The organism is Streptomyces sp. NPDC012888, assembly GCF_042900645.1.
Taxonomy (GTDB): Bacteria; Actinomycetota; Actinomycetes; order Streptomycetales; family Streptomycetaceae; genus Streptomyces.
This window is the reverse complement of sequence record NZ_JBIBBM010000005.1, coordinates 198521-222087: the sequence shown is the minus strand read 5'-3', so window position 1 is coordinate 222087 and position 23567 is coordinate 198521. Positions and strand designations below refer to the sequence as shown.

The window sequence follows — 23567 nt, the reverse complement described above, 5'->3', positions numbered from 1 at the left end:
ATGACCACTGACAGCACCCGGCCGCCCGAGGCCGCGCCCGCCCTCTCCGTACGGGACGTCCACAAACGCTACGGCGACCGCGCGGCCGTCGCCGGGGTGTCCCTGGACGTCCGTCCCGGCGAGTTCTTCGGGCTGCTCGGCCCCAACGGCGCCGGCAAGACCACCCTCGTGGAGATCATGGAGGGGCTGCGGCGGGCCGACTCCGGCACCGTGACGGTGCTGGGCCGCAGCCCCTGGCCGAGGGACACCTCCCTGCTGCCCCGGATGGGCGTGCAGACCCAGAGCTCGGCGTTCTTCGTCCGGCAGACCGCCCGCGAGCACCTGGTGACCGTCGCCGGGCTGTACCGTGCGGACCGGTCCGCCGCCGACGCCACGCTCGCCTCGGTCGGGCTGACCGGTCAGCGGGACGTCCTGGTGGAGAACCTCTCCGGCGGCCAGCGGCAGCGGCTGGCCATCGCCTCGGCGCTGGTCCACGGCCCCGAGTTGATCTTCCTGGACGAGCCGACCGCCGCCCTCGACCCGCAGGCCCGCCGGGACCTGTGGGAGGTGCTCCGGGGCCTCAAGCGCGAGGGCCGGACCATCGTCTACACCACCCACCACCTCGACGAGGCGGAGGCGCTCTGCGACCGGGTCGCGATCATGGTGGACGGCCGGATCACCGCGCTCGACGCCCCCGACGAGCTGGTACGTGCGGCCGGGGCTCCCTGCCGGCTGTTCGTGCCGGCCGGCCGGATCGAGCTCGCGCGGGCAGCGGCCCTGCCCGGGGTGGACCGGGCCGAGGAGCAGGGCGGATCGCTCGTGCTGGAGACGGCCGTGCCCGGGCGGGTCCTGGCGGCGGTGGACGAACTCGTGGGCCTGGACGGGGTGCTGACCCGCACCGCGAGCCTGGAGGACGTCTACCTCGAACTCACCGGCGCGGCCCGCGAACGGGCCGCCGACCCGACCGACACCCCGATGGAGTTCCAGGCATGAGCGCGTACACGGCCCTGACGGCCGCCGGCTACCGGGCACAGGTCCGGGACAAGGCCACCCTGTTCTTCACCTTCGCCTTCCCGCTGCTGTTCCTCGTCGTGTTCGGGCTGATCTTCAGCGGGCAGGACGTGGAGGAGTCGGGCCGGCCGTACATCTCCTACATCGCGCCGGGCGTGATGTCCTGGGGCGTGGCCAACGCGGCCGTGTTCGGCATCGCGTTCACGCTGATGCAGTGGCGCCGCGACGACCTGCTGCGGCTGATCCGGCTCAGCCCGACCCCGCTGACCACCGTGCTGGCCTCCCGGTACGTGCTGGCGCTGGTGATCGGCGTGGTGCAGTCGGCGGTGTTCGTGGCGGTGGCGATGCTGCCGGGCTTCGGCCTCGAACTCGACGGCCGCTGGCCGCTGGTGCTCCCGGCGCTGGTGCTGGGCATCACCGCGTTCATGGCGATCGGGGTTATCGTCGGGACGTACGCGAACACCCCGGAGGCGGTGGCGGCGATCGCCAACTGCCTGATGGTGCCGATGGCGTTCCTGTCCGGTTCGTTCCTGCCGCTGGACATGATGCCGGACTGGCTGCGGCAGGTGTCCCGGGTGCTGCCGCTGCGCTACCTCAACGACGCGGCGGCCGGCTCGCTGACCGGGACCGGATCGCCCGGCACCATCTGGGCCGGCTGCGCGGCCCTGGCCGGGTTCGCCGTGGTCTTCGGCCTGATCGGGCTCAGGACCTTCCGCTGGAGCAACCGGACATGACGACCGCCGCCCCCGCCGCGCCCCCCGCCGGGCGCCCGCTGCCCACCGTCCCGATGGAGGCGGCCCGGGCCGGCCTGGCCGCCGCCCTCGCCGCCGGCCGGGCCGCCGGCACCGGCCCGGCGGTGGTCACCGTCGGCGTGCACGACGCCCTCCGCGCGCAGGCCGGCGACCCCCACGCCGGGGTCCGGGCCGGCGCCCGGGTCCACCTGACCGCGCAGGCCGTCCTCGTCGGCCCGTGGGGCGGCGACGGAACCGCCCCGGCCTGCGGCCGCTGCCTGGCCATGCGCTGGCAGCGGCTGCGCAGCCGCTCCGAACGCGACGCGCTGGAGACCGGCACCGGGCCGCTGACCCCGGTCGCCGCGGACTGGCCCCGGCTGCCCGCACACGTGGTGGACGCCGTCCGCGGCCTGTACGACGCGGTCACCGCCGGTGCCGTGCGCCCGCCCGGGGACACCGCCGCGGACCGGGCCCTGCCGCAGGTGAGCCGCCTGGACCTGAGGACGCTCCGGGTGCGCACGTACCCGCTGCTTGCCGACCCGCTGTGCCCGGACTGCGGGCCGCGCGGCACCGACGCGCCGGTCCGCTTCGCGCCCCGCTCCAGGCCCAAGCCGGCGCCCGGCGCGCAGCGGCTGCGGTCCGCCGGTTCGTACCCCATGCCGTACGCGGCCCTGGCCAACCCGGTCACCGGCGTCCTCGGCGGCGGTACCTGGACCAACGTGACCTCGCCGACCACCGCGCCGGTCGCGGGCAGCGTCTTCATGCGCGGTTACGCCGGGCTGACCGACGTGACGTGGAGCGGGCAGGGCAACAGCTTCGCCCACAGCCGGGACCTGGCCCACCTGGAGGGCCTGGAACGCTACGCGGGCACCCACCGGCGCACGGGTTCCGCGCTGACGGTGGCCTCGTACGAGGAGCTCGGCGACCGGGCGCTGGACCCTGCCGAGTGCGGCCTCTACCCGGACTCCACCTACCGGGACGACCCGCTGGTCTCCCCCTTCGACCCGGCGCGTCCCATCCCGTGGGTGTACGGGCACTCGCTGCGCGACGACCGGCCGGTGCTGGTGCCGGCCCGGCTGGTGCACTACAGCGCGGGCCTGGCCGCCGACAACTTCGTCTTCGAGTGCTCCAACGGCTGCGCGATCGGCAGCTGTGTGGAGGAGGCGCTGCTCGGGGCCCTGCTGGAGCTGGTCGAGCGGGACGCGTTCCTGCTGGCCTGGTACGGCGGCCAGCGGCTCACCGGGATCGACCTGGCGTCGGTGCCGGGCGGGGCGGTCCGGGCGATGGCCGACCGGGCCGCCCTCCAGGGCTACGAGGTGCACGCCTTCGACAACCGGATCGACCTGGGCGTGCCGGTGGTGACCGGGCTGGCGGTGCGCCGCGACGGCGGGCCGGGGCTGTTCTCCTTCGGGGCGGGTGCGGCGCTGGACCCGGTCGCGGCCGTCGAGGCGGCCCTGTCGGAGGTGCTGACGTACATCCCGCACCTGCCCGGGCAGGTGGCCGAGCGGCAGGACGAACTGGAGGCGATGGCCGCCGACTTCGGCCGGGTCCGGCACCTGAAGGACCACGCCCAGCTGTACGGGCTGCCCGCCATGGCCCGGCACGTCCGCCCGTACCTGGAGCCGACGGCGGTGCGCCCGCTCGGCGAGGTGTACGGCGGGGACCGGCCCGCCCCGCCGGTCTCGGCGGACCTGCGGGACGACCTGGCCTACGTCGTCGGCGAGTTGACCCGTGCCGGGCACGACGTGATCGTGGTGGACCAGACGACACCGGAGCAGCTGCGCGTCGGGCTGCGGACGGTGTGCGCGGTGGTTCCCGGGCTGCTGCCGATCGACTTCGGCTGGTCCCGGCAGCGGGCCCCGTTCCTGCCCCGGCTGCGGACCGCGGCGCGGCGGGCCGGGCTGCGGTCCGCCGATCTCACGGAGGCGGAGATCAGGATGGTGCCGCACCCCTTCCCGTGACGCTGCCGGTGTGCGCCGGAACGCCCCCGGTCCCGCGTCGCGGGTCCGGGGGCGTTGTGTGTGCCGGCGGTGGTGGATCAGGCCGAGCAGGAGGTGGTGCTGGTGGTGGAGGAGCAGGTGGAGGTGGAGGAGCAGCTCGTCGAACCGGCGAGCACGACCTCGCTGGCGTCGGAGTAGTCGGAGATCTCGAAGGTCTCGGACTCCAGCTCCAGGATCTCGTCGGCGAGGGACGCGAGCGGCGACTTCTCCATGGTGGTCTCCCTGTCGGGTCGTCGGGTGGGACATGGGGTACGGAACGTGCGGTCGGGGCCTTGACCGCATCGGGTGGCGGCCCCGGAATCCATCAAGTCACGGACCGCCCGCAGCACGGCCCCCGGACCGCTGTCACTTCCTGTCAGCCACCTGTCGTCGGGGCCCTGGGAGGCTGCCGTACATGGACGAATCCCTGGCGGCGCGGCTCGCCGCGCTGCTCCGCCCGCTGACCGCCTTCTACCTGGAGGTGCACCGGCATCCGGAGCTGTCCGGCCGGGAACGGCGCACGGCCGGGCTGTTCGCCGGGCGGCTGGCGGACGCGGGCCTGGACGTCGCCACCGGGGTGGGCGGGCACGGGGTGGTCGGCGTGCTGCGCAACGGGGACGGGCCGACGGTGCTGCTGCGGGCCGAACTGGACGCGCTGCCGGTCCGGGAGGAGACGGGCCTGCCGTACGCGGCGCAGGGCGGCGCGGCGCACGCCTGCGGGCACGACCTGCACCTGGCCGCGGCGGCCGGCGCGGCCGCCCTGCTCGCCGGGGGCCGTGCGGCCTGGCGCGGCACGCTGATGGTGGTGGGCCAGCCGGCCGAGGAGACCCTCCAGGGGGCGCGGGCGATGCTCGCGGACGGGCTGTACGAGCGGTTCGGGGTGCCGGACGAGGTGCTGGCCCAGCACGCGGCACCGCTGCCGGCGGGCATGGTGGCGCACGCGTACGGGCCGGTGGCCGCGGGCAGCGTCACGTACCGGGTGGTGGTGCACGGGCGGGGCGGGCACGCGGGCGCCCCGCACCTGGCGGTGGACCCGGTGGTGACGGCCGCGCACGTGGTGGCGCGGCTCCAGACGGTGGTGGCGCGGGAGGCCGCCCCGGCGGACCCGGTGGCCGTGACCGTCGGCTCCTTCCACGCCGGTGACCGGCCGAACGTGATCCCGGAGAGCGCCGAACTCGGCGTCACGGTGCGGGCGGTGGGCGACGCGGCCCTGGACCGGGCGGTCGCCGCGGTGGAGCGGATCGTCCGGGCCGAGTGCGCGGCCGCGGGCTGCCCGCGCGAACCGGAGCTGGTGCGGGTCGGGTCCTCCCCCGTGACGCACCCGGACCCGGGGCTGACCGCGGCGCTGCGGGCCGCGCACGCCGCGGAGTTCGGCGCGGAGCGGGTGGCGATGTGGCCGCCCACGCTGGCCACCGAGGACTTCGCGCTGTTCGGCGCGGCGGGCCGGGAGCTGCACGGGGCCGCGGGGGTGCGGCTGGGCTACTGGATGCTCGGGGTGACCGGTCCCGCCGCGTGGGCGCGTGCGGCAGGCACGTCCGCCGCGGCGAAGCTGGCCGCGCTGCCGGCCAACCACTCCCCCGCCTTCGCCCCCGACCCGCGCACCGCCCTCCCGGCGGGCGTACGGGCCCTCGCCGCGGCGGCCCTCGCCCGGCTCGGCGGCCCGGGCCAGGCGGGCCGGCCGAAGGCGGCGGTGTGCGCGTGCCGTGGGGCGGGAGCCGGGTGATCCTGGTGGCATGGCTGGTGACCGTACGGCACCGCTCGGGGCCCGCTACGGGGGTGCGGCCCGGAGGGCGGCACGCGTCACCGTGGCCGCCGGGACGGGTTTCTACCTGTTCCTCTACGGCTTCGGTTCGGCGACCGCCGCCACCTACGCGCTGTTCACGGCCGTGTCTCTGGCGGCGCTGGCCCACATCCCCGGGACGGGGCGGCAGCGCGCCGCCCTGATGCTTCGGGTGGCTCCGTGGTGCTGGCTGCTGGTCGCCCTGGGTACCTTCCTCGCGGTGCGGACGTGGAGCGCGGTGGCCGGGATGCTGGTCATCGGGTTCGCCCTGGCGTTCGTCGCGGTCGGCGGTCCACGGGCCGCCGGGGCGGCGCCCGGCCTCCAGCTGCTGTACATCCTGCCGTCGTTCCCGCCCTACGACCCCGGGTCGCTGGGCGAGCGGCTGGGCGGCGCCACCGTGGGGCTGGTGCTGATCGCGGTGGCCGAGGCGTTCCTGTTCCCGGACCCGCCCCCGGTGCCGTACCGGGCGCGGGCGGCCGGGGCGGTGCGGCTGGCGGGCGTGTGCGCCGGGCGGCTGGCGGAGCCGCCGTACGCGCTGGACGCCCGGGAGGCGCGAGAGGCCCTGGAGGCGGGTGCCGCGCTGCGGCCGTCCCGGGTTGCGGAGGCCGACCGCCCCGCGGGTCCGGGGGTGCGGGACCGGGCCCTGTCCCACACCGGGCTGGCCACCCGCACCCTGCTGAACCGGCTGGCGCTGCTGCCGGCTCCGCCGGCCGGCCGGGAGCCGTCCGCCCCGGTGCGGGCGGCACTGGCCGCGGTGGCGCGGGGGGCGGCCGAGGCGGCGGAGGCCCTGGAGGCCGGCGCGGACGGGGGTGTGGCGAAGCGCGGGGCGGTGGGCGGCGGCGCGGGCGGGGCGCGGGAGGACCTGGCCCGTGCCCGCGCGGAGCTGGTGGCCGCCGCCCGGCCGGGACTGCCGGCGGCCGAGCTGCGGCGGCACGCCGCCGTGCTGGAGGTGGCGGACGCGGGCCTGGCCGTGTGGACCGCGTCCCGCATCGCCGTGGAGGGCCGGGCCGGGGCGGCCGTGGCGGCCCCGGGGCGGTTCTGGTACGCGCGGCTGCCGGCCTGGCGGCTGTGGTGGCACCGGCTCCTGGGCCACGCGGGACGGCGGTCGGTGTTCTTCCAGAACGCGGTGCGGATCAGTCTGGCGCTGGCGGCCGCCCGGCTGGTCGCGGGCGTGGACAGCCTCCCGCACGGGTTCTGGGCGCTGCTGGCCACGCTGACCCTGACCCGTACGACGGTCGCCGAGACCCGGGTGACGGTGCGGCGGGCGCTGACGGGCACGCTGGTGGGGGCCGTCGTCGCGGCCCTGCTGATCACCGTGGTGGGGACGCACACCGACGTGTACGCGGCCGCCCTCCCGGTGCTGATGATGGTCGCGTTCACGGTGGGGCCGGTCCGCGGGATCGGCTGGGCGCAGGGCGGCTTCACCGTGGTCATCGCCTTCGTGTTCGCCCAGTTGGCGCCGGCGACCTGGCAGCTGGCCGAGCTGCGGCTGCTCGAGGTGCTGACCGGCAGTGCGATCGGGGCGGTCTTCGGGCTGCTGGCCTGGCCGCGCGGGGCGCACGAGGAGATGCGCCGTTCGGCGGCGGTCCTGCTGCGGGTCGCGGCGGAGACGGTGGTGGCGACGGCGGCGGCGGTCGCGGCGGGCGGCAGGAGGGAGCCGAGGTCCACGGCGCCCGGCCACCGGTCGTTCCAGCACGCGCTGATCATGGCGGAGTCGGCGTTCGCCCAGTACCTCAGCGAGCCCCGGAGCCTCGCGTCCGGTGCGGCGGCTGGCGCGGGCGCGCCCCCGCACATGGCGGGCGCCCCCGCCGAACCGGACTGGCAGGCCGCCCTGATGCTCGGGCACCACACGCTGTGGGGCTCGGACCGGCTGCTGCTGCCGCCCCCGGCGGCGGACGGCGGACCGCCCGTACCGGTGGTGGCGCCCCCGCTGGAGCGGTCGGCCGCGGCGGAGCTGCTGCGGCTGGGGGACCACGTGGCGGGCCGGATGCTGCTCGTGTCGGCGTCCCTGGACCCGCGCGGCGACACCCCTCCGGCCGCCCTGCCGCCGCCCGACCCGGCGGTGGGGGACGCCGGGCCCGGCCCCGCGGGTGCGGCTCCGGCGTACTACTCGGCCGTGGCCTGGTACGCGGCCCTGCTCACCGACCTGGCCCGTATCGGCCCGGCGGGGGACTCCTCCGCCGCGGACGGCCGGTCCGCGGAACCGGCGCGGGGGCCCTGAGTCCGGCGGCCGGCGGCCGGGGTGGCGCGCTCCCGGGCGTCGGACCGGTCCCGGCCGCCGCAGTGTGCTCAGCCCCGCCGGGCGCGTTCGTCGGCGGGCTGGGGACCACACGGCAAAGGGGGCGGCCCCCGGTGCCGGAAGGCACCGGGGGCCGCCCCTCGGGGTCCGCGGAGGTCAGGCCTGCGGGGCCGGGTAGGTGGGGTACTCCACCCCGGAGACGTGCTGGACGACCCGGATGACCTGGCAGGAGTAGCCGAACTCGTTGTCGTACCAGAGGTAGAGGATGGCGTTGTCGCCGTCCACCTTGGTCGCGCCGGCGTCGACGATCGACGCGTGCCGCGAGCCGACGAAGTCCATGGAGACGGCGTCGGGCGCGGTCGTGAAGTCGATCTGCCGCTTCAGCGGCGAGTTCAGCGAGACGTCGCGGAGGTAGTCGAGGACCTCCTCGCGGGTGGTCTCGCGGCCCAGGCGCAGGCTGAGGATGGCGATCGAGACGTCCGGCACGGGGACGCGGATCGAGCTGCCGGTGATCGGCGCCTTCAGCTCGGGCAGCGCCTTGGCGACGGCCGAGGCGGCGCCGGTCTCGGTGATGACCATGTTGAGCGGCGCGGAGCGGCCGCGGCGGTCGGCCTTGTGGTAGTTGTCCAGCAGGTTCTGGTCGTTGGTGAACGAGTGGACGGTCTCCACGTGGCCGCGCAGCACGCCGTACTCGTCGTCCATGGCCTTCAGCGGCGGGACGATCGCGTTGGTGGTGCAGGAGGCGCAGGAGAGGATGCGCTCGTCCGGCTTCACCATGTCGTGGTTGACGCCGTGGACGATGTTCGGGACGTCACCCTTGCCCGGGGCGGTCAGGACGACCTTGTCGATGCCGGGGCGCAGGTGCTTGGAGAGGCCCTCGCGGTCCCGCCACTTGCCGGTGTTGTCGATGAGGATGGCGTCCTTGATGCCGTACGCCGTGTAGTCGACCTCGGAGGGGTCGTTGGCGTAGATCACCCGGATCGCGTTGCCGTTGGCGACGATCGTGCTGTTGGCCTCGTCCACGGTGATGGTGCCCTGGAACTGGCCGTGGATGGAGTCGCGGCGCAGCAGCGAGGCGCGCTTGACGAGGTCGGCCTCGCCGCCACCGCGGACGACGATGGCGCGCAGGCGCAGCCCGTTGCCGGAGCCGGCCTTCTCGATGAGCAGGCGGGCGACCAGGCGGCCGATGCGGCCGAAGCCGTACAGGACGACGTCGCGGCCGTCACGGCGCTGCTCGATCTTGTTCTCGCCGGTGGCGCCGGCGACGGCACCGGCGGTGAACGCCTCCACGGTCAGACCGCGGTCGTCGTTCTTGTACAGGGCGGCGAGCATGCCGATGTCGATCTGGGACGGGCCGAGATCGAGGGTGGTGAGCGCCTGGAGGAACGGCATGGTCTCGGTGACCGAGAGCTCCTCGCCGTCGATCTGCCGGGCGAATCGGTGCGTCTTGAGGATGCTGACGACCGACTTGTTCACCAGGGAGCGGCTGTGCAGCAGGATCGTCACATCCCGCTCGCGGTGCAGCTTCCCGATGATCGGGATCATCGACTCCGCGATCTCCTCGCGGTTTTTCCAGTTGGTGAACGAGTCCTCGTTGACAGTCACAGGATTATCTTTCGAGCTAGGCGGCGCTCATATGCTAACCCGTCGATCCTTTGAGCCCTCAAGTGGTCCCCCGGTTCTCGCCGACTCCGCCTCCACCATGGCCCTGACCTGCCCTGACGGGGGCGGGGACGATGGTCCGCGGCCGGGCCGCGCGCCCCTCCGGCCGGTCCCGGGTCCGCTGTGCGGACGTCGACCGCCGGTCCCGGCCACGGCTCGGCCGAATCACCTCGCCCGCATCCCGGAGCGGCGCCGTTAGCATCACGGTGTGGTCACAGCCCACCGGCGCCTCCCCACCGCGCAGAGCCCCCTGAGGGCCGCTCTGCCGGGGCTGTTCGGCGCCGTCCTGCTGCTGCTGGCCTTCCTCTGCCTCTCCGGGCCGCACACCGGCACCGAACCCGGCCGGGGCGCCGCACCCGCCGACCGGGCGGCCGCCGCCCCGGCGGTGCCGCGGGCGGATCCGCCCGGCCACGCCGGCCACGCGCATTCGGCCCACGGCGGCCACGACCCGCACCACCCGGCGCACGAGTGCGCCCCGGCCGGCGCCCTGCCGCCGGCCGCCGCCGAGGCCGCCGGCCCGGACGAGCCGGTGCGCACCCAGCGGACCCCGGTGGACCGGGCCCCCGCGGCCGGACCGGATCCGGCGGCGGTCCGGGGGGCCGCCGGTCAGTCACCCCGGCCCTGCGACGTACTGAGGGTGTAGCGGGCGGCGGCGCCACCGGCCCCCGCCCGGTGGCCGGGCCCCGCCGCGCCCCCGCGCGCCCGCGGGCCCCCGTGTGACCGCCCGCCTCTTCCGCGCCCCCGGTGTCCGGGGCCGCGCCGCCGCACGGAGGAACTGTGCCGCGCCACACCCCCACCCCGTTACGTTCCGCGCACCTGCTCGCGGTGCTGCTGGCCGCCCTGCTGTCCGGGGCCGTCCACTGCTTCCCCGCGTACGCCGACGGGGGCCACCCCCACGCCCCCGCGCAGGCCGGACACCCCCACCCGCCGCACGAGCACGGCACCCCGTGCGCCCCCGCCGTACCGCTGCCCGCGGCCGCGGGGTCGACCGGGTCCGCCCCGCCCGACTCCCCCGCGCCGTCCTGCTCCGGGCCCGCCGGCGACGGCCCGGGGCCCGCCGCCGGGCCCCGCCCGGCCGGCACCGCTCCCGCCCCGCACACCGGAACCGTCCGCTCCACGCTGGCCCGCTACTGCCGGTGGCTGCTCTAGGCCGGTCGTCCCCACCCGACCGCGTCACCCGCCACCCGTCCCCCCACCTCATCCCAGAGAGCGAAGCCATGCACCCACCCGTGACACAGACGTCCCTCACCGCCCGCACCGCCCTGTCCGGGCTGGTCGGCGACACCCCCCTGCTGCACGTCTCCGAGCCGCTCGCCCCCGCCGGGCGCGGCTTCTGGGCCAAGCTGGAGGGGTTCAACCCCGGCGGCATCAAGGACCGCCCCGGCCTCCACATGGTCGAGCGGGCCCGGGCCCGGGGCGAGCTCCGGCCCGGCGCCCGCGTCATCGAGTCCACCAGCGGCACCCTCGGACTGGGCCTGGCCCTGGCCGGCATGGTGTACGGGCACCCCGTCACCCTGGTCACCGACCCCGGGCTGGAGGACTCCATGGCCCGGCTGCTCACCGCCTACGGAGCCCGGGTCGAGGTGGTGACCGAGCCGCACCCCGACGGCGGCTGGCAGCAGGCCCGCCGCGACCGGGTGGCCCGGCTGCTGGAACTCCACCCCGGGTCCTGGTGCCCCGACCAGTACAACAACCCCGACAACACCACCGCCTACACGCCGCTCGCGCTGGAACTCGCCGCCGAACTGCGGCACATCGACGTCCTGGTGTGCAGCGTCGGCACCGGCGGGCACTCCGCCGGCATCTCCCGGGTGCTGCGGCAGCTCTTCCCGGACCTGCGGCTGGTGGGCGTGGACACGGTCGGCTCGACCATCTTCGGCCAGCCGGCCCGGCCCCGGCTGATGCGCGGCCTCGGATCGAGCATCTTCCCGCGGAACGTGGCGTACGGGAGCTTCTCCGAGGTGCACTGGGTGGCCCCGGCGGAAGCGGTGTGGACCTGCCGCCGGCTGGCCGCCTCCCACTACGCGACCGGCGGCTGGAGCGTGGGCGCCGTGGCCCTGGTCGCCGGCTGGGCCGCCCGGACGCTGCCCGAGGGGACCCGGATCGCGGCCGTCTTCCCCGACGGACCGCAGCGCTACCTCGGCACCGTCTACGACGACGACTACTGCCGGGCACACGGGCTGCTCGACGTCCCGCCGGCGCACGAGCCCGACGTGATCGAACGGCTCGGCGAGAAGGAGGTGACGCGCTGGACCCGGTGCGCCGACGTGGTCGACCCGCTCACCCTCGCCGCCGCACCGGACCGTCCGGCCGGCGGACGGGGCGGGGCGGGCGCCGGGGGCGCGGCGGGCGCCGGGGGCGCGGCGGGCGCCGGGGGCGCGGCGGGCGCCGGGGGCGCGGCGGGCGCCGGGGGCGGAGCGGCATGACCGGCGTCCTGACCCAGCTGCGCGGTCATCCGCGCAGCGTCCGGCTGCTGATGGTGAACCAGTTCACCATCAACCTCGGCTTCTACATGCTGATGCCCTACCTCGCCGCCCACCTGGCGGGCCCGCTGGGCCTCGCGGGCTGGCTGGTCGGGCTGGTCCTGGGCGTGCGCAACTTCAGCCAGCAGGGCATGTTCCTGATCGGCGGCACCCTCGCCGACCGGCTCGGCTACAAGCCGGTGATCGTCGCGGGGATGGTGCTGCGCGTCCTGGGGTTCGCCACCCTCGGGCTGGTCGACTCCGTGCCCGCGCTGCTCGCCGCGTCCGCGGCCACCGGTCTCGCGGGGGCCCTGTTCAACCCGGCGACCCGCGCCTACCTGGCGGCCGACTCCGGCGAGCGCCGGGTGGAGGCGTTCGCCCTGTTCAACGTGTTCTACCAGGCGGGGATCCTGCTGGGCCCGCTGGTCGGCATGGTCCTCACCGGGATCGACTTCAGGGTGACCTGCCTGACGGCAGCCGGGGTGTTCGCGGTCCTGAGCGTGGTGCAGCTGCGCGCCCTGCCGGCCCGGCGCGGCACCTCGGGCGCGGCGGAGGGGGGCGGTCCGGCCGAGGGGGTGCTCCGGCAGTGGCGCGGCATGCTGTCCAACCGGCCGTTCCTGCTGTTCTCCGCGGCGATGACGGGCTCGTACGTGATGACCTTCCAGGTCTACCTGGCGCTGCCGCTGGAGGTCCGCCGGCTGGGCGGGGAGGGGCGGTTCGGCACGGCCGCGGTCGCGGTGCTGTTCGCCGTCTCGGGGCTGAGCACCGTCCTGTTCCAGACCCGGATCACGGCCTGGTTCAAGTCCCGGACCAGCCCGGGACGGGCGATGACCTGGGGGCTGCTGACCATGGGCCTGGGCTTCGTACCGGTGGCGGCCGCCGCCGTGCTGCCGGTGCCGGCGGGCGGGCCGGGGAGGTGGGCACTGGCCGCGGTGCCACCGGTCCTGTCGGCCCTGCTGCTGGCGGTGGGCACGATGATCGCCTACCCGTTCGAGATGGACACCATCGTGCGGTTGTCCGGTGACCGGCTGGTCGCCACGCACTACGGGCTCTACAACACCGTGTGCGGCATCGGGATCACCGTCGGCAACCTGCTGACGGGCGCCGCCCTGGACGCCGCGCGGCGTGCGGGACTGCCGGCCCTGCCGTGGCTGGCGCTGGCCGCGCTCGGTCTGCTGTGCGCGGCCGCCGTGTGGGGGCTGCACCGTACGGGCCGGCTGGCGCCGGCCACCGAGGGCGGGGACCGCGCGAGGAGCGTCGCGGCCTGACCGCACGGGCCCGGGGGGTGGGCGGCCGTGGTGGCCGCCCGCCCCGCCGGGTCACCGGGTCAGCCCTCGCGTTCCTGGTAGACGGAGAGGATGTTGCCCGCCGGGTCCTTGAACCAGGCGATGTCCGGCCCGCCGCCGTTGTCGCGGGCGATGCCCTTCTCGTCCTGGTCGAAGCCCTCGTAGCGGTCGAAGGTCACGCCGCGCGCGGCGAGGGCGTCGACGGTCGCGTCGAGGTCGTCGACGGGGAAGTTGAGCACGGTGAAGGTCGCGGGCCGGTGGCCCTCCTTCGGGTAGACGAGCACGTCGGTGCCGCCCGCGAGGTGCAGGAACAGCATGCCCATGTCCGGGTCGACCTCGACCCGCAGGCCGAGTGTCGAGCCGTAGAAGTCCTTCACGTCGTCGACGTTCTCCACCGAGAAGCCGCTGAATCCCTTGCTGTCTCCCAGCACGGCGGCCGCCCTCCTCTCGCCTCGCCTCACCCCCTTCCCCCATCCTCCCGGGTCGCGGCGGAGGTCACCAGCCGGACCGGGCGGGGGCGGCCGTCGCGGACGGGACGGTTGGCGGGGAGCGGCCGGGGTAGCCGCCCTGAGGAAGTGGTACGTCGCGGCGTGGGAGGCATTGCCATGATCCAGGTGTCCATACCGCTGATCCCCTCGGGGGACGGCGGCCTGCTGATACCGGCCGACCATGTCACCACGCTGCTCCGCCGGGTCGCCGAGGACTGGCAGGGGTCGAGCGACTCCGGAGAGCTCACGGGTGACCCGCAGACGGTCGCGGACCTGGCCGGGGTGCTGACCGAACTCGCCGACCAGATCGACGTCGAGTGCATCGGTTTCGCCTCCACGCCGGAACTGGAGTGAGGGCGGGGCCCCGGTCCGCGCCGGGCCGGCATCAGCCCGCGAGGGCGAGCCGGAGGCGGTCGCCGTGGCCGGCCAGCCAGGTGCGGAAGTCCTGCAGGCCGGGGAGCAGCTCGCGGACGGCGTCCAGGTCCCGGGCCGCGGTGAAGCGGGCCTCGCAGTCGGCGTAGTACTGGAACATGTTGCCCGCCTCGTCCGCCCCGGGGAAACCGAGGGCGCGGTAGGCGTCCGGGGTCAGCGGGCGGTAGTTCACCGGCTCGCCGAGGGCCTCCGTGAGGATCCGGGCCATCTCGGCGAGGGCGAGGTGCTCGCCGGCGATGCTGACGGTGGCCGCGATCAGGTCGGTGTCGCGCTTGAAGATCTCCAGCGCGGTGCGGCCGATGTCCTCGGCCGCGATGCCGGAGAGCCGGCTGTCGCCCATGGGCAGGACCAGTTCGAGGCTGCCGTCCTCCCCTCGCTGCGGGCCGAAGGGCGCGATGAGGTTCTCCCAGTAGAAGGTGGTCCGCAGGAAGGTCGTGGGCACCCCCTCCTCGGTGAAGTAGCTGTCGGCCTCGGCCTTGGCGTCGAAGTGCGGCACCTTGTAGCGGTCCTGGAGGACCGGCATCCGGCCGTCCTCCAGCGGGACGCACTCGCGGGTGTCCTCCAGCGTGGACCAGATGGCGTGCTGGACACCGGCGTGCGAGGCGGCCCGGGCGAGGGCGCGGGCCTGGGCCTGCTCCCGTTCGGCGGACATGTGCTGCCAGAAGTCGGTGACCAGGTACGCGCCGTAGGCGTGTTCCAGGGCGGGGGCGAGGCTCGCCTCGTCGTCGAGGTCGGCGCCGACGACCTCGGCGCCGAGCCGCTCCAGCTCGCGGGCCCGGTCCGAGGCGGGGTCGCGGGTGACGGCGCGGACCGTGAAGGGGCCGTTCCGGTCCGCCAGGATCGCCCGGACCAGGCCGCCGCCCTGGCGGCCGGTGGCTCCGAACACGGTGATGGTCTTCTCGGTCTTGTCCGTCATGCCCCGTTTCCTAGCACCTCCGGCCCCCGTCCCCGGGCTCCCGGCGGCCGGGAGGGGGGCGTTTCCACGCGGGGGGAGGACACGGACCCCCGGCGGCCGCCGCCGCGCACCTGACATCGCATCAGGTCAAGCGTCCCGGACTATTGACTCCTTACGCGCTGGTAACCATCCTCGGGGCATCCATATGTGGACATGACAATCCGAGGTGGCCGTGACGACCCGACCCCCACACCGCAGGCGCAAGCCCGTCGCGCTCCTGACCCTCCTGCTCACCGCCATGGCCCTGCTCCTGGGCCCCGCACCCAGCACCGCCGCCGAGGCGGAGTGGTGGAACCCGGTCGCGCGCCCGGCACCCGACTCACGGATCGACGTCACCGGTGAACCCTTCAAGGGGACCGACGCCAAGGGGCAGGTCCGCGGGTTCGTCGACGCGCACAACCACGTGATGTCCAACGAGGCCTTCGGCGGCCGGCTGATCTGCGGCAAGCCGTTCTCCGAACTCGGCGTGGCCGACGCCCTCAAGGACTGCCCCGAGCACTACCCCGACGGCAGCCTCGCCGTCTTCGACTTCATCACCAAGGGCGGCGACGGCAAGCACGACCCGAACGGCTGGCCCACCTTCAAGGACTGGCCCGCCCACGACTCGCTGACCCACCAGCAGAACTACTACGCCTGGATCGAGCGCGCCTGGCGCGGCGGCCAGCGGGTGATGGTCAACGACCTCGTCACCAACGGGGTGATCTGCTCCGTCTACTTCTTCAAGGACCGCGGCTGCGACGAGATGACGTCCATCCGCCTCCAGGCGCAGAAGACGTACGACATGCAGGCCTACGTCGACAAGATGTACGGCGGCCCCGGAAAGGGCTGGTTCCGGATCGTCACCGACAGCGCCCAGGCCCGCCAGGTCATCGCCCAGGGCAAGATGGCCGTCGTGCTCGGCGTCGAGACCTCCGAGCCCTTCGGCTGCAAGCAGATCCTCGACGTCGCCCAGTGCGACCGCGAGGACATCGACCGCGGCCTGGACGAGCTGCACCGCCTGGGCGTGCGCAGCATGTTCCTCTGCCACAAGTTCGACAACGCGCTCTGCGGGGTCCGCTTCGACTCCGGCACGCTCGGCACCGCGATCAACGTGGGCCAGTTCCTGTCCACCGGCACGTTCTGGCGGACCGAGAAGTGCGCCGGCCCGCAGGAGGACAACCCGATCGGGCTGGCCGCCGCCCCCAACGCGGAGAAGGAACTCCCGGCCGGCGTGAGCGTGCCCTCGTACGCCTCGGACGCCCGGTGCAACGTCCGCGGGCTCACCGGACTCGGCGAGTACGCGCTGCGCGGCATGATGAAGCGCAAGATGATGCTGGAGATCGACCACATGAGCGTGAAGGCCGCCGGACGGGCCTTCGACATCATGGAGTCGGAGTCCTACCCCGGCGTGATCTCCTCGCACAGCTGGATGGACGAGGACTGGACCGAACGGCTCTACCGGCTCGGCGGCTTCGCCGCCCAGTACATGAACGGCTCCGAGGCGTTCAGCGCCGAGGCCAAGGCCAAGGACGCGCTGCGCGACAAGTACGGCGTCGGCTACGGCTACGGCACCGACATGAACGGGGTGGGCGGCTGGCCCGGCCCGCGCGGCGCCGACGCCCCGAACAAGGTCACGTACCCGTTCCGCAGCACCGACGGCGGCTCGGTCATCGACCGGCAGACCACCGGACAGCGCAGCTGGGACCTGAACACCGACGGCGCCTCCCACTACGGCCTGGTCCCGGACTGGATCGAGGACGTCCGCAAGGTCGGCGGCCAGGACGTCGTGGACGACCTGTTCCGCGGCGCCGAGTCCTACCTCGACACCTGGGGCGCCTCCGAGCAGCACCGGGCCGGCGTCAACCTGGCCCTCGGCCATCCCGCCTCCGCCTCCTCCACCGAGTGGTGGAACCCCTTCGCCACCTACGCGCCCGGCCGGGCCGTGGACGGCGACCGGGGCAGCCGCTGGGCCAGCGAGTGGAGCGACGACCAGTGGCTGACCGTCGACCTCGGCAGCCCGCACCTGGTCAAGCGGGTCACCCTGGACTGGGAACGCGCGCACGCCCGCTCCTACCGGATCGAGGTGTCGGACGACGCCGCGAACTGGCGGACGGTGTGGTCCACCACGACCGGCGACGGCGGCCTGGACACCGCCCTGTTCGACGCGACCACCGCCCGCTGGGTACGGGTCCACGGCGTCCAGCGGGGCACCCAGTGGGGCTACTCGCTCCACGAGGTCGGCGTACACAGCAGCTGAGGACGGCAACGCACATGGCACGCAGGCCGCTGGCCGAACGGCGCCGGCAGCTCACCGAGGCGGCGATCCGGGCGATGACCCGGGACGGGGTCCCCGCGACCACGACCCGGTCCATCGCGGCCGAGGCCGGCGTGTCCCTCAGCGTGGTCCACTACTGCTTCGACTCCAAGCAGGCCCTGCTGGAGTCGGTCATCGAGGCGATCACCGAGCACTACACCGGCGTGGTGAAGGAGGCGATCCGGCCCGCGGGATCCCTGAGGGAGACCGTCCGGGCCGGATTCCAGGCGTACTGGGACCACGTGTCCGCCCGCCCCGGCGAGCACCTGCTCACCTACGAGCTCACCCAGTACGCCCTGCGCCGGCCCGGGTTCGGGCACCTGGCCCGCCGCCAGTACGAGCTGTACACCGCCACCTACGCCGAGCTGATCGAGCAGCTCCGCGCGGACATGGGGTTCGGGCTGCGGGTGCCCGTCCCCCTGCTGGCCCGCTACCTGGCCGCGATGACCGACGGCCTCACCCTGAACTTCCTCGTCCTCGGCGACGCCGACGCCGCCGCGGAGATGCTGGACGCGGTCACCGAGCAGGTGCTGGCGATGACGGTCCCGGCCGCTCCCGGGCCAGCAGCCGCACCGCCTCCTCCCGCATCTCCACCTTGCGCACCTTCCCGGTGACCGTCATCGGGAACGCGTCGACGACGTGGACGTAGCGCGGGACCTTGAAGTGGGCGAGCCGCCCGGCGCAGAAGTCGCGGACCGCCTCCGCCGTGAGCGGCTCGGCGCCCTCCCGCATCCGCACCCAGGCCATCAGCTCCTCGCCGTAGGTGTCGTCGGGCACCCCGACGACCTGCACGTCGAGGACGTCCGGGTGCCCGTGCAGGAACTCCTCGATCTCGCGCGGGTAGAGGTTCTCGCCGCCGCGGATCACCATGTCCTTGATCCGGCCGGTGATGGCGATGTAGCCGTCCTCGTCCATGACCGCCAGGTCGCCGGTGTGCATCCAGCGGGCGGCGTCCACGGCCTCCGCGGTCCGCTCCGGCTCGCCCCAGTAGCCCAGCATCACCGAGTAGCCGCGGGTGCACAGCTCCCCCGGGGTGCCGCGCGGCACGGTACGGCCGGTGTCCGGGTCGACGACCTTCACCTCCAGGTGCGGCCCGACCCGGCCGACGGTGGACACCCGGCGCTCCACGGGGTCGTCGGCGCGGGTCTGGGTGGAGACGGGCGAGGTCTCGGTCATGCCGTAGCAGATCGCCACCTCGGCCATGCCCATCCGGTCGATGACCTCCTTCATCACCTCCACCGGGCAGGGTGAGCCCGCCATGATGCCGGTGCGCAGGCTGGAGAGGTCGTACGTGCCGAAGCCGGGATCGGCGAGCTCGGCGATGAACATGGTGGGGACGCCGTACAGCGAGGTGCAGGACTCCGCGGCCACCGCGGCCAGGGTGGCGGCCGGGTCGAAGGCCGGCGCGGGGATCACCATGGCGGCACCGTGGCTGGTGCAGGCCAGGTTTCCCATGACCATGCCGAAACAGTGGTAGAACGGCACCGGGATGCACACCCGGTCACGCTCGCTGTAGCCCAGCAACTCCCCCACGAAGTAGCCGTTGTTGAGGATGTTGTGGTGCGAGAGGGTGGCGCCCTTGGGGAAGCCGGTGGTGCCGGACGTGTACTGGATGTTGATCGGGTCGTCGGGGCTCAGCCCGGCCGCGGCACGGGCCAGGGCCGCCGGGTCGGCGCGGCGTCCGGCTCCGAGCAGTTCCTCCCAGCGGGCGGAGCCGAGCAGGACGACGTGCTCCAGGCCGGGACAGCGGGGCGCGGCCTCCGCGACCATCGCCGCGTAGTCGGAGGTCTTGAACCGCTCGGCGGCGGCGAGCAGCCGGATCCCCGACTGCCGCAGCACGTACTCCAGTTCGTGCGTGCGGTACGCGGGGTTCACGGTGACCAGGACGGCGCCGATCTTGGCGGTGGCGTACTGGACCAGTGTCCACTCGGCACAGTTCGGGGACCAGATGCCGACCCGGTCCCCGCGGGTGATGCCGAGGTCCAGCAGCCCCAGGGCCAGCGCGTCGACGTCGGCGGCGAGTTCGGCGTACGTCCAGCGGCGGCCGGTGGCGGCCTCGATCAGCGCGTCCCGGCCGGGGAACGCCCGTACCGTGCGGTCGAAGTCGTCCCCGATGGTGTCGCCCAGCAGCGGCACCTCACTGGGCCCGGACGCGTAACTCGGCATGGTCGGCACGGCGTACCTCCTCGACGTCGGAAACGACAGCGCCACCCTAGGGCCTGTCAGTCCTCCCAGTGGGCCTCCTCGGGGAGGTCGGTGAGCCTGCCGACCGGGGAGAAGGCCACCAGCAGCAGGGAGACGGTGAAGCCCGCGGCGGTGACGACGAGGGCGGCGCGGAGGCCGATGGCGTCGCCCAGCCAGCCGCCGAGCAGGGCGCCGACGGGCATGGTGCCCCAGGTGAGGAAGCGCAGGGCGGCGTTGGTGCGGCCGAGCATGCGGGCGGGGGTGACGGTCTGGGTGAGGGTGGCGAGGTGGATGTTGCCGATGGTGGTGCCGATGCCGCCCAGCAGGAACGAGCCCAGCAGGACGGTGAGGACGAGCGGGGTGGGGCCGCCGGCCAGCGGGATCAGTGCCTGGGAGAAGGAGCCCAGCCCGAACCCGATCACGATCGCCCGGCCGGTGCCCTGCCGGCGGGCGACGCCCACCGCGAGGAAGGCGCCGATCAGCGAGCCCGCCGCGCCGGTGGCCAGCACCAGGCCCAGGGTGCCGCTGGTCTCGCCGAGGCCGCGGATCACGAACAGCGGCAACAGGGTCTGCATGGCCATGAAGAACAGGTTGTTGAAGCCGGCCCGGAAGGCGGAGACCCGCAGGTAGGGGTTGCCGGCGACGAACCGGAGCGAGCCGGCGATCTCGCGGAGCACCGGCTTGGCCGCGCCCGCCGGCGGGCGTTCCTCGCGGGTGCGGACGGCGAACAGCGCGACCGCCGAGAACAGGTGGACGGCGGCCCCGGCGGCCATCGTGGCGGGCACCGACATCACCTGCACCAGCAGCCCGCCGAGCCCGGGACCGGCGATCCGGGCCACCGAACCGCTGCCCTGGATCCGGCTGTTGCCCTCCGCGAGCCGGTCCTTGCCGATCAGTGAGGGCAGGAAGGTGGAGGAGGACAGGTCGTACAGGACGGCGAGCGCGCCGATCACGAAGCCGGTGGCGTAGAGCACGGGCAGGGTGAGGGCGTCCAGCCAGAACAGGACGGGGACCAGGGCCAGCAGGACGGCGCGGGCGAGGTTGGTGAGGACCAGGAAGGGGCGCGGCCGCACCCGGTCCACCCAGACGCCGGCGAACAGGGTGAGCAGCAGGTAGGGGACGAACTGGAAGCCGCCCAGCAGGCCGGCCTGGGAGGAGGTGGCGTCGAGTTCGACGACGGCGAGCAGCGGCAGGACCAGCGCGGTGACCTGGATGCCGACGCGGGCCGTGCTCTCGCCCAGCCAGTACGTGGTGAAGTCGCGGTCCCGCCACAGGCTCGGCGGTGGGGCGGCGGCGGGGCCGGCGGTCGCTCCGGCGGGGCCGGGCGCGGCCGGCTCGGGCCTGCTCACGCCCCGGCTCCGGTCCCGGTCGCGGTCCCGGTCACGGCCCCGGTCCCGGTTCCGGTTCCGTTCGCGGTCCCGTTCGCGGGATCGGTCTCGTACACGGCGTCGGCCAGTTCCCGGACGGTGCGCGTGCCGGCGTCGAGGACGGCCTGGTCCCGGTGGGTGAGGAAGACCCGCAGCGGGCTGGACAGCAGGTCGGTGGTGGGCCGCATCCGGTCGCCGGGGGCCAGTTTGACGGTGACGGCGTGCACGGCGGGCAGCGCCTCGATCCGGCGCACCGCCGCCCCGTCCACGCGGGTGACCAGGCCCGACCGTTCGGTGGCGGTGTTGCAGACCACGGCGGGGGCGAGCCGGGTGTAGACGCGGCCGGCCCAGCGGTCGAGGAACTCCCGGGGGCGGACGTACGCGAGGGCGGTGAGCGCGGCCTGGTCGTGGCCGAGGCAGCGGCGGTGCAGGCCGGGGTGCATGTTGCCGTTCATCCGGGCTCCGATCTCCACCAGGGCCGGCCCCTCGGGGGTGACTATGACCTCGGCGTGGGCGGAGCCGTGCCGGATGCCGACGGCGTCCAGGACGGTGGCGATGTAGTCGAGGAGGGCCGGCACGGGCGGCTCGCCGGGGTCGAGCAGGACGTCGCGGTCGTACACGGGCCGGCCGCCCACGAGCCGCTTGTGGTAGCGCCAGACCCCGCAGACGAAGTGCCGGCCGTCACGGCTGACGGTGTCCACGATGTACTCGGTGCCCTCGAGGTAGGACTGGACGAGCACCTCGGTGTTCGGTTTGCCGTAGACGTCGGGGCCGGCCAGCACGGCGGCCGCGGCCGCCTCGATCTCCGCGTCGGTGCGGCACACGTGCACCCGGTCGGTGCCCGCGGAGCTGACCGGTTTGACCACGACGGGACGGTCGGCGCCGCCCGGGTCCTCCTTGCGCCAGCGGACCAGGTCGGCCGGGTCGGCCGACTTGAACTGGCGGGCGCAGTGGATGCCGAGGCCGCGCAGCCGCTCGCCGATGGCGTACTTGTCCCAGCGGGCGGCGGACAGGGCGGTGCCGTTGGTCGGCAGTCCCAGGAGTTCGCTGAGCCGGTCGGCGAGGGCCACCCCGGAGTCCTGGCCGGCGATGACGAAGGCCGGGGCGTGGGCGCGGATCCGGTCGAGGGCGGGACGGCCGTCGTAGACGACGTTCTCGGTGAACCGGTCGAGGTCCGGGCCGAGCAGGGCGGTGGAGACCCGCTCCCGGGCCTGGACGTGGACCAGGCGGACGCCGTGCTCGGCGAAGGCGGCGGGCAGCAGGTTGCCGGTGGTGTAGGCGTCGACGACGACGCCGGTGGTGGTGGGCATCAGCGCTCCCCGGTGGTGCGGTGGTCGAGGGGGTGGAAGACGCAGCCCACGTGGGAGCCGTCGCCGAGGAAGCGGAAGTCCTGGGCGGCGCGCGGGATGCCCTTGACGAAGGCGCCGCTGTAGCCGTGGACGGTGTGGAAGACGCCCCAGTTGAGCAGGCAGGGCGCCAGGGTGTCGGGGTCGTCCTCGTCCACGAACCGTTCCGCGTCGGGGACCACGCGTTCCTGGACCACGTGCGGGGTGCCGGAGCGCAGGGCGTCGGCGATGCGGTCCGCCCACTCGCCGGGGCCGGCCATCCAGCCGGCGGTGATGCCCTTGCCGGCGAAGCCGGCGCTGGGCTTGAGGAGGAGCCCTTCCCGGTTGGCGGTGAGGTGTTCGAGGAGGTCGACGGTCCGGCCCTCGCGGGTGGTGACGCCGGGCCGCAGCGGCCGGGTCCAGGGCAGCAGCCGGTCGACGACCTCGGCCTCGGCGGGGTCGAGGAGGTCCCGGTGGGCGGGGTCGCCGACCAGGCCCAGGCAGTCCTTGATGCCGTAGAGGTCGGCGGGCAGCGGGGTGAACAGGGCGGCGGCCCCGTCGGCGACGGCGTCGAGCAGCGGGGCGGCGAGTGCCGCGGTCTCCGGGGTGCCGGTGAGCCGGCTGAGCTGGAAGGTGCGGAAGAGGCGGTCGACGCGGCGGCCCCGTGCGGTGAGTACGCCGCCGGAGTAGGCGAGCTGGCCGATGTGGCAGGGGAAGACGTCGTGGCCGAGTTCGGCGAGCTGCTGGAGGAAGAGCCGCATGTGGCCGAACTCGGTGGCGGTGGCCGGGCTGTCGGGCCATTTGACGACGGCCACGGGCAGGCCGGAGCGGGAGGGGTGGGCGGCGTCCATGGAGGCGGTCATCCCGGCGACGGGGTCGCCGAAACCGAGGCCGTGCCGCTCGGCGAACTCGGTCAGCGGGAGGTCGGCGAGCATGGCACGGCTCATCTCGGCGATCTCGCAGCCGCCGAGGGAGCTGGTGGTGTTGAACTCCAGGAGCCGGAACCGGCCCCGCTCGCGCAGCAGGTCGGCCCGGCCCAGCGGGACGGCCGGACCGGGGACGGCGCAGCGGGTGACGGCCTCGGCCTGGGCCGGCGGCAGGCCGAGGGAGAGCGCCATCCGGCCGGGGTCACCTCCGTGGAGGCGTTCGGGCAGGGAGGACAGGAGCCGCAGCAGCACGCCGAGGTCGTGCTCCAGCGTGCGGACGTCCTCGGCCCGGAGGAACGCGGGCCGGTTGAAGACCGGCCGGCCCAGCCAGGCGTGGGTGCGGTCGAAGGCGGGGTCCGTGGTGTCGACGGCGCGGGACTTTCCGCGCGCGTCCTGGAGGAACTCCCTGGTGATCCGGTTCTCGGCCGGGGTGCCGCGCTCCATGGCGCCGTCCCTTTCCCTGTCTGG

General features: G+C 74.6%; 20 protein-coding genes. 12 read left to right on the top strand and 8 right to left on the bottom strand.

Going from position 1 to position 23567, the window contains the following annotated elements; all coding sequences use genetic code 11:
* The 3 genes from ACFY61_RS11070 to ACFY61_RS11060 are packed head-to-tail and all read left to right on the top strand — an operon-like array spanning position 1 to position 3682.
* A complete protein-coding gene (locus tag ACFY61_RS11070) occupies positions 1 to 972 on the top strand; it encodes an ABC transporter ATP-binding protein (protein WP_389469884.1) in 972 nt (323 codons plus the stop codon).
* Positions 969 to 1724 (top strand): ABC transporter permease, encoded by a 756-nt coding sequence (locus ACFY61_RS11065; RefSeq protein ID WP_389469883.1) that lies wholly within the window; start codon positions 969 to 971, stop codon positions 1722 to 1724. Before ACFY61_RS11070 ends, ACFY61_RS11065 begins: the two co-directional genes overlap by 4 nt.
* Positions 1721 to 3682, top strand: coding sequence for a TOMM precursor leader peptide-binding protein (locus tag ACFY61_RS11060; protein WP_389469882.1), 1962 nt, complete (start codon positions 1721 to 1723; stop codon positions 3680 to 3682). The genes ACFY61_RS11065 and ACFY61_RS11060 overlap by 4 nt, the downstream gene beginning before the upstream one ends.
* A 77-nt stretch (positions 3683 to 3759) precedes the next feature.
* Here the strand turns inward: ACFY61_RS11060 and ACFY61_RS11055 are convergent, their stop codons facing one another.
* Entirely contained in the window at positions 3760 to 3933 is a 174-nt protein-coding gene (locus ACFY61_RS11055; RefSeq protein WP_007268044.1) for a thiazolylpeptide-type bacteriocin, read from the bottom strand.
* A 182-nt stretch (positions 3934 to 4115) separates the two neighbouring features.
* Here ACFY61_RS11055 and ACFY61_RS11050 point away from each other — a divergent pair, with 182 nt between their 5' ends.
* Positions 4116 to 5423 (top strand): amidohydrolase, encoded by a 1308-nt coding sequence (locus ACFY61_RS11050; RefSeq protein ID WP_389469880.1) that lies wholly within the window; start codon positions 4116 to 4118, stop codon positions 5421 to 5423.
* Positions 5424 to 5433: 10 nt separating this feature from the next.
* Positions 5434 to 7701, top strand: a complete 2268-nt coding sequence (locus tag ACFY61_RS11045) for an FUSC family protein (RefSeq protein WP_389469878.1) — start codon at positions 5434 to 5436, stop codon at positions 7699 to 7701.
* Positions 7702 to 7875: 174 nt separating this feature from the next.
* Here ACFY61_RS11045 and ACFY61_RS11040 read toward each other — a convergent pair whose 3' ends face one another.
* On the bottom strand, positions 7876 to 9324 hold the full coding sequence (locus ACFY61_RS11040) for a glyceraldehyde-3-phosphate dehydrogenase (RefSeq protein WP_389469876.1): 1449 nt from the start codon (positions 9322 to 9324) through the stop codon (positions 7876 to 7878).
* A gap of 265 nt (positions 9325 to 9589) precedes the next feature.
* Between ACFY61_RS11040 and ACFY61_RS11035 the strand changes: the two genes are divergently transcribed.
* The 4 genes from ACFY61_RS11035 to ACFY61_RS11020 all read left to right on the top strand — a co-directional run bounded on the left by ACFY61_RS11035 (position 9590) and on the right by ACFY61_RS11020 (position 13111).
* On the top strand, positions 9590 to 10024 hold the full coding sequence (locus tag ACFY61_RS11035) for a hypothetical protein (RefSeq protein WP_389469874.1): 435 nt from the start codon (positions 9590 to 9592) through the stop codon (positions 10022 to 10024).
* A gap of 134 nt (positions 10025 to 10158) precedes the next feature.
* Positions 10159 to 10530, top strand: a complete 372-nt coding sequence (locus tag ACFY61_RS11030) for a hypothetical protein (protein WP_389469873.1) — start codon at positions 10159 to 10161, stop codon at positions 10528 to 10530.
* 68 nt (positions 10531 to 10598) lie between these two features.
* Positions 10599 to 11807 (top strand): PLP-dependent cysteine synthase family protein, encoded by a 1209-nt coding sequence (locus ACFY61_RS11025; RefSeq protein WP_389469871.1) that lies wholly within the window; start codon positions 10599 to 10601, stop codon positions 11805 to 11807.
* The gene (locus ACFY61_RS11020) at positions 11804 to 13111 is read left to right on the top strand and encodes an MFS transporter (RefSeq protein WP_389469868.1); all 1308 of its coding nucleotides are present in this window, start codon (positions 11804 to 11806) and stop codon (positions 13109 to 13111) included. Before ACFY61_RS11025 ends, ACFY61_RS11020 begins: the two co-directional genes overlap by 4 nt.
* 59 nt (positions 13112 to 13170) lie before the next feature.
* On the opposite strand, the gene ACFY61_RS11015 is transcribed toward ACFY61_RS11020, so the two are convergent.
* Positions 13171 to 13560 (bottom strand): VOC family protein, encoded by a 390-nt coding sequence (locus ACFY61_RS11015; protein WP_389469867.1) that lies wholly within the window; start codon positions 13558 to 13560, stop codon positions 13171 to 13173.
* 174 nt (positions 13561 to 13734) lie between these two features.
* Between ACFY61_RS11015 and ACFY61_RS11010 the strand changes: the two genes are divergently transcribed.
* Positions 13735 to 13971, top strand: a complete 237-nt coding sequence (locus tag ACFY61_RS11010) for a DUF6213 family protein (RefSeq protein WP_389469866.1) — start codon at positions 13735 to 13737, stop codon at positions 13969 to 13971.
* Positions 13972 to 14002: 31 nt separating this feature from the next.
* Here ACFY61_RS11010 and ACFY61_RS11005 read toward each other — a convergent pair whose 3' ends face one another.
* A complete protein-coding gene (locus ACFY61_RS11005) occupies positions 14003 to 14965 on the bottom strand; it encodes an NmrA/HSCARG family protein (RefSeq protein WP_389469865.1) in 963 nt (320 codons plus the stop codon).
* A gap of 277 nt (positions 14966 to 15242) precedes the next feature.
* Between ACFY61_RS11005 and ACFY61_RS11000 the strand changes: the two genes are divergently transcribed.
* The gene (locus ACFY61_RS11000) at positions 15243 to 17240 is read left to right on the top strand and encodes a discoidin domain-containing protein (RefSeq protein WP_389470420.1); all 1998 of its coding nucleotides are present in this window, start codon (positions 15243 to 15245) and stop codon (positions 17238 to 17240) included.
* 14 nt (positions 17241 to 17254) lie between these two features.
* Positions 17255 to 17911: a TetR/AcrR family transcriptional regulator gene (locus tag ACFY61_RS10995; RefSeq protein ID WP_389469863.1), complete on the top strand. Its 657-nt coding sequence runs from the start codon at positions 17255 to 17257 to the stop codon at positions 17909 to 17911.
* Here the strand turns inward: ACFY61_RS10995 and ACFY61_RS10990 are convergent.
* Genes ACFY61_RS10990 through ACFY61_RS10975 form a run of 4 tightly spaced genes read right to left on the bottom strand, consistent with a single transcriptional unit; the run spans position 17814 to position 23543 of the window.
* Positions 17814 to 19463: an AMP-binding protein gene (locus ACFY61_RS10990; RefSeq protein ID WP_389470417.1), complete on the bottom strand. Its 1650-nt coding sequence runs from the start codon at positions 19461 to 19463 to the stop codon at positions 17814 to 17816. The genes ACFY61_RS10995 and ACFY61_RS10990 overlap by 98 nt on opposite strands.
* 56 nt (positions 19464 to 19519) lie before the next feature.
* Positions 19520 to 20830 (bottom strand): MFS transporter, encoded by a 1311-nt coding sequence (locus ACFY61_RS10985; RefSeq protein ID WP_389469861.1) that lies wholly within the window; start codon positions 20828 to 20830, stop codon positions 19520 to 19522.
* Positions 20827 to 22158 carry an ATP-grasp domain-containing protein gene (locus ACFY61_RS10980; RefSeq protein WP_389469858.1) on the bottom strand — a complete coding sequence of 444 codons (1332 nt, stop codon included), beginning with the start codon at positions 22156 to 22158 and terminating at the stop codon, positions 20827 to 20829. Before ACFY61_RS10980 ends, ACFY61_RS10985 begins: the two co-directional genes overlap by 4 nt.
* Entirely contained in the window at positions 22158 to 23543 is a 1386-nt protein-coding gene (locus ACFY61_RS10975; protein ID WP_389469856.1) for a hypothetical protein, read from the bottom strand. Before ACFY61_RS10975 ends, ACFY61_RS10980 begins: the two co-directional genes overlap by 1 nt.
* Positions 23544 to 23567 lie beyond the last annotated feature (24 nt).

Coding starts and splice junctions, on each gene's coding strand:
- ACFY61_RS10975 (WP_389469856.1), bottom strand. CDS start 23,543: ATGGAGCGCGGCACCCCGGCCGAGAACCGGATCACCAGGGAGTTCCTC.
- ACFY61_RS11025 (WP_389469871.1), top strand. CDS start 10,599: ATGCACCCACCCGTGACACAGACGTCCCTCACCGCCCGCACCGCCCTG.
- ACFY61_RS11000 (WP_389470420.1), top strand. CDS start 15,243: ATGGCCCTGCTCCTGGGCCCCGCACCCAGCACCGCCGCCGAGGCGGAG.
- ACFY61_RS11005 (WP_389469865.1), bottom strand. CDS start 14,965: ATGACGGACAAGACCGAGAAGACCATCACCGTGTTCGGAGCCACCGGC.
- ACFY61_RS11055 (WP_007268044.1), bottom strand. CDS start 3,933: ATGGAGAAGTCGCCGCTCGCGTCCCTCGCCGACGAGATCCTGGAGCTG.
- ACFY61_RS11045 (WP_389469878.1), top strand. CDS start 5,434: ATGGCTGGTGACCGTACGGCACCGCTCGGGGCCCGCTACGGGGGTGCG.
- ACFY61_RS11060 (WP_389469882.1), top strand. CDS start 1,721: ATGACGACCGCCGCCCCCGCCGCGCCCCCCGCCGGGCGCCCGCTGCCC.
- ACFY61_RS10995 (WP_389469863.1), top strand. CDS start 17,255: ATGGCACGCAGGCCGCTGGCCGAACGGCGCCGGCAGCTCACCGAGGCG.
- ACFY61_RS10980 (WP_389469858.1), bottom strand. CDS start 22,158: ATGCCCACCACCACCGGCGTCGTCGTCGACGCCTACACCACCGGCAAC.
- ACFY61_RS11065 (WP_389469883.1), top strand. CDS start 969: ATGAGCGCGTACACGGCCCTGACGGCCGCCGGCTACCGGGCACAGGTC.
- ACFY61_RS11070 (WP_389469884.1), top strand. CDS start 1: ATGACCACTGACAGCACCCGGCCGCCCGAGGCCGCGCCCGCCCTCTCC.
- ACFY61_RS11050 (WP_389469880.1), top strand. CDS start 4,116: ATGGACGAATCCCTGGCGGCGCGGCTCGCCGCGCTGCTCCGCCCGCTG.
- ACFY61_RS11010 (WP_389469866.1), top strand. CDS start 13,735: ATGATCCAGGTGTCCATACCGCTGATCCCCTCGGGGGACGGCGGCCTG.
- ACFY61_RS10990 (WP_389470417.1), bottom strand. CDS start 19,463: ATGCCGAGTTACGCGTCCGGGCCCAGTGAGGTGCCGCTGCTGGGCGAC.
- ACFY61_RS11020 (WP_389469868.1), top strand. CDS start 11,804: ATGACCGGCGTCCTGACCCAGCTGCGCGGTCATCCGCGCAGCGTCCGG.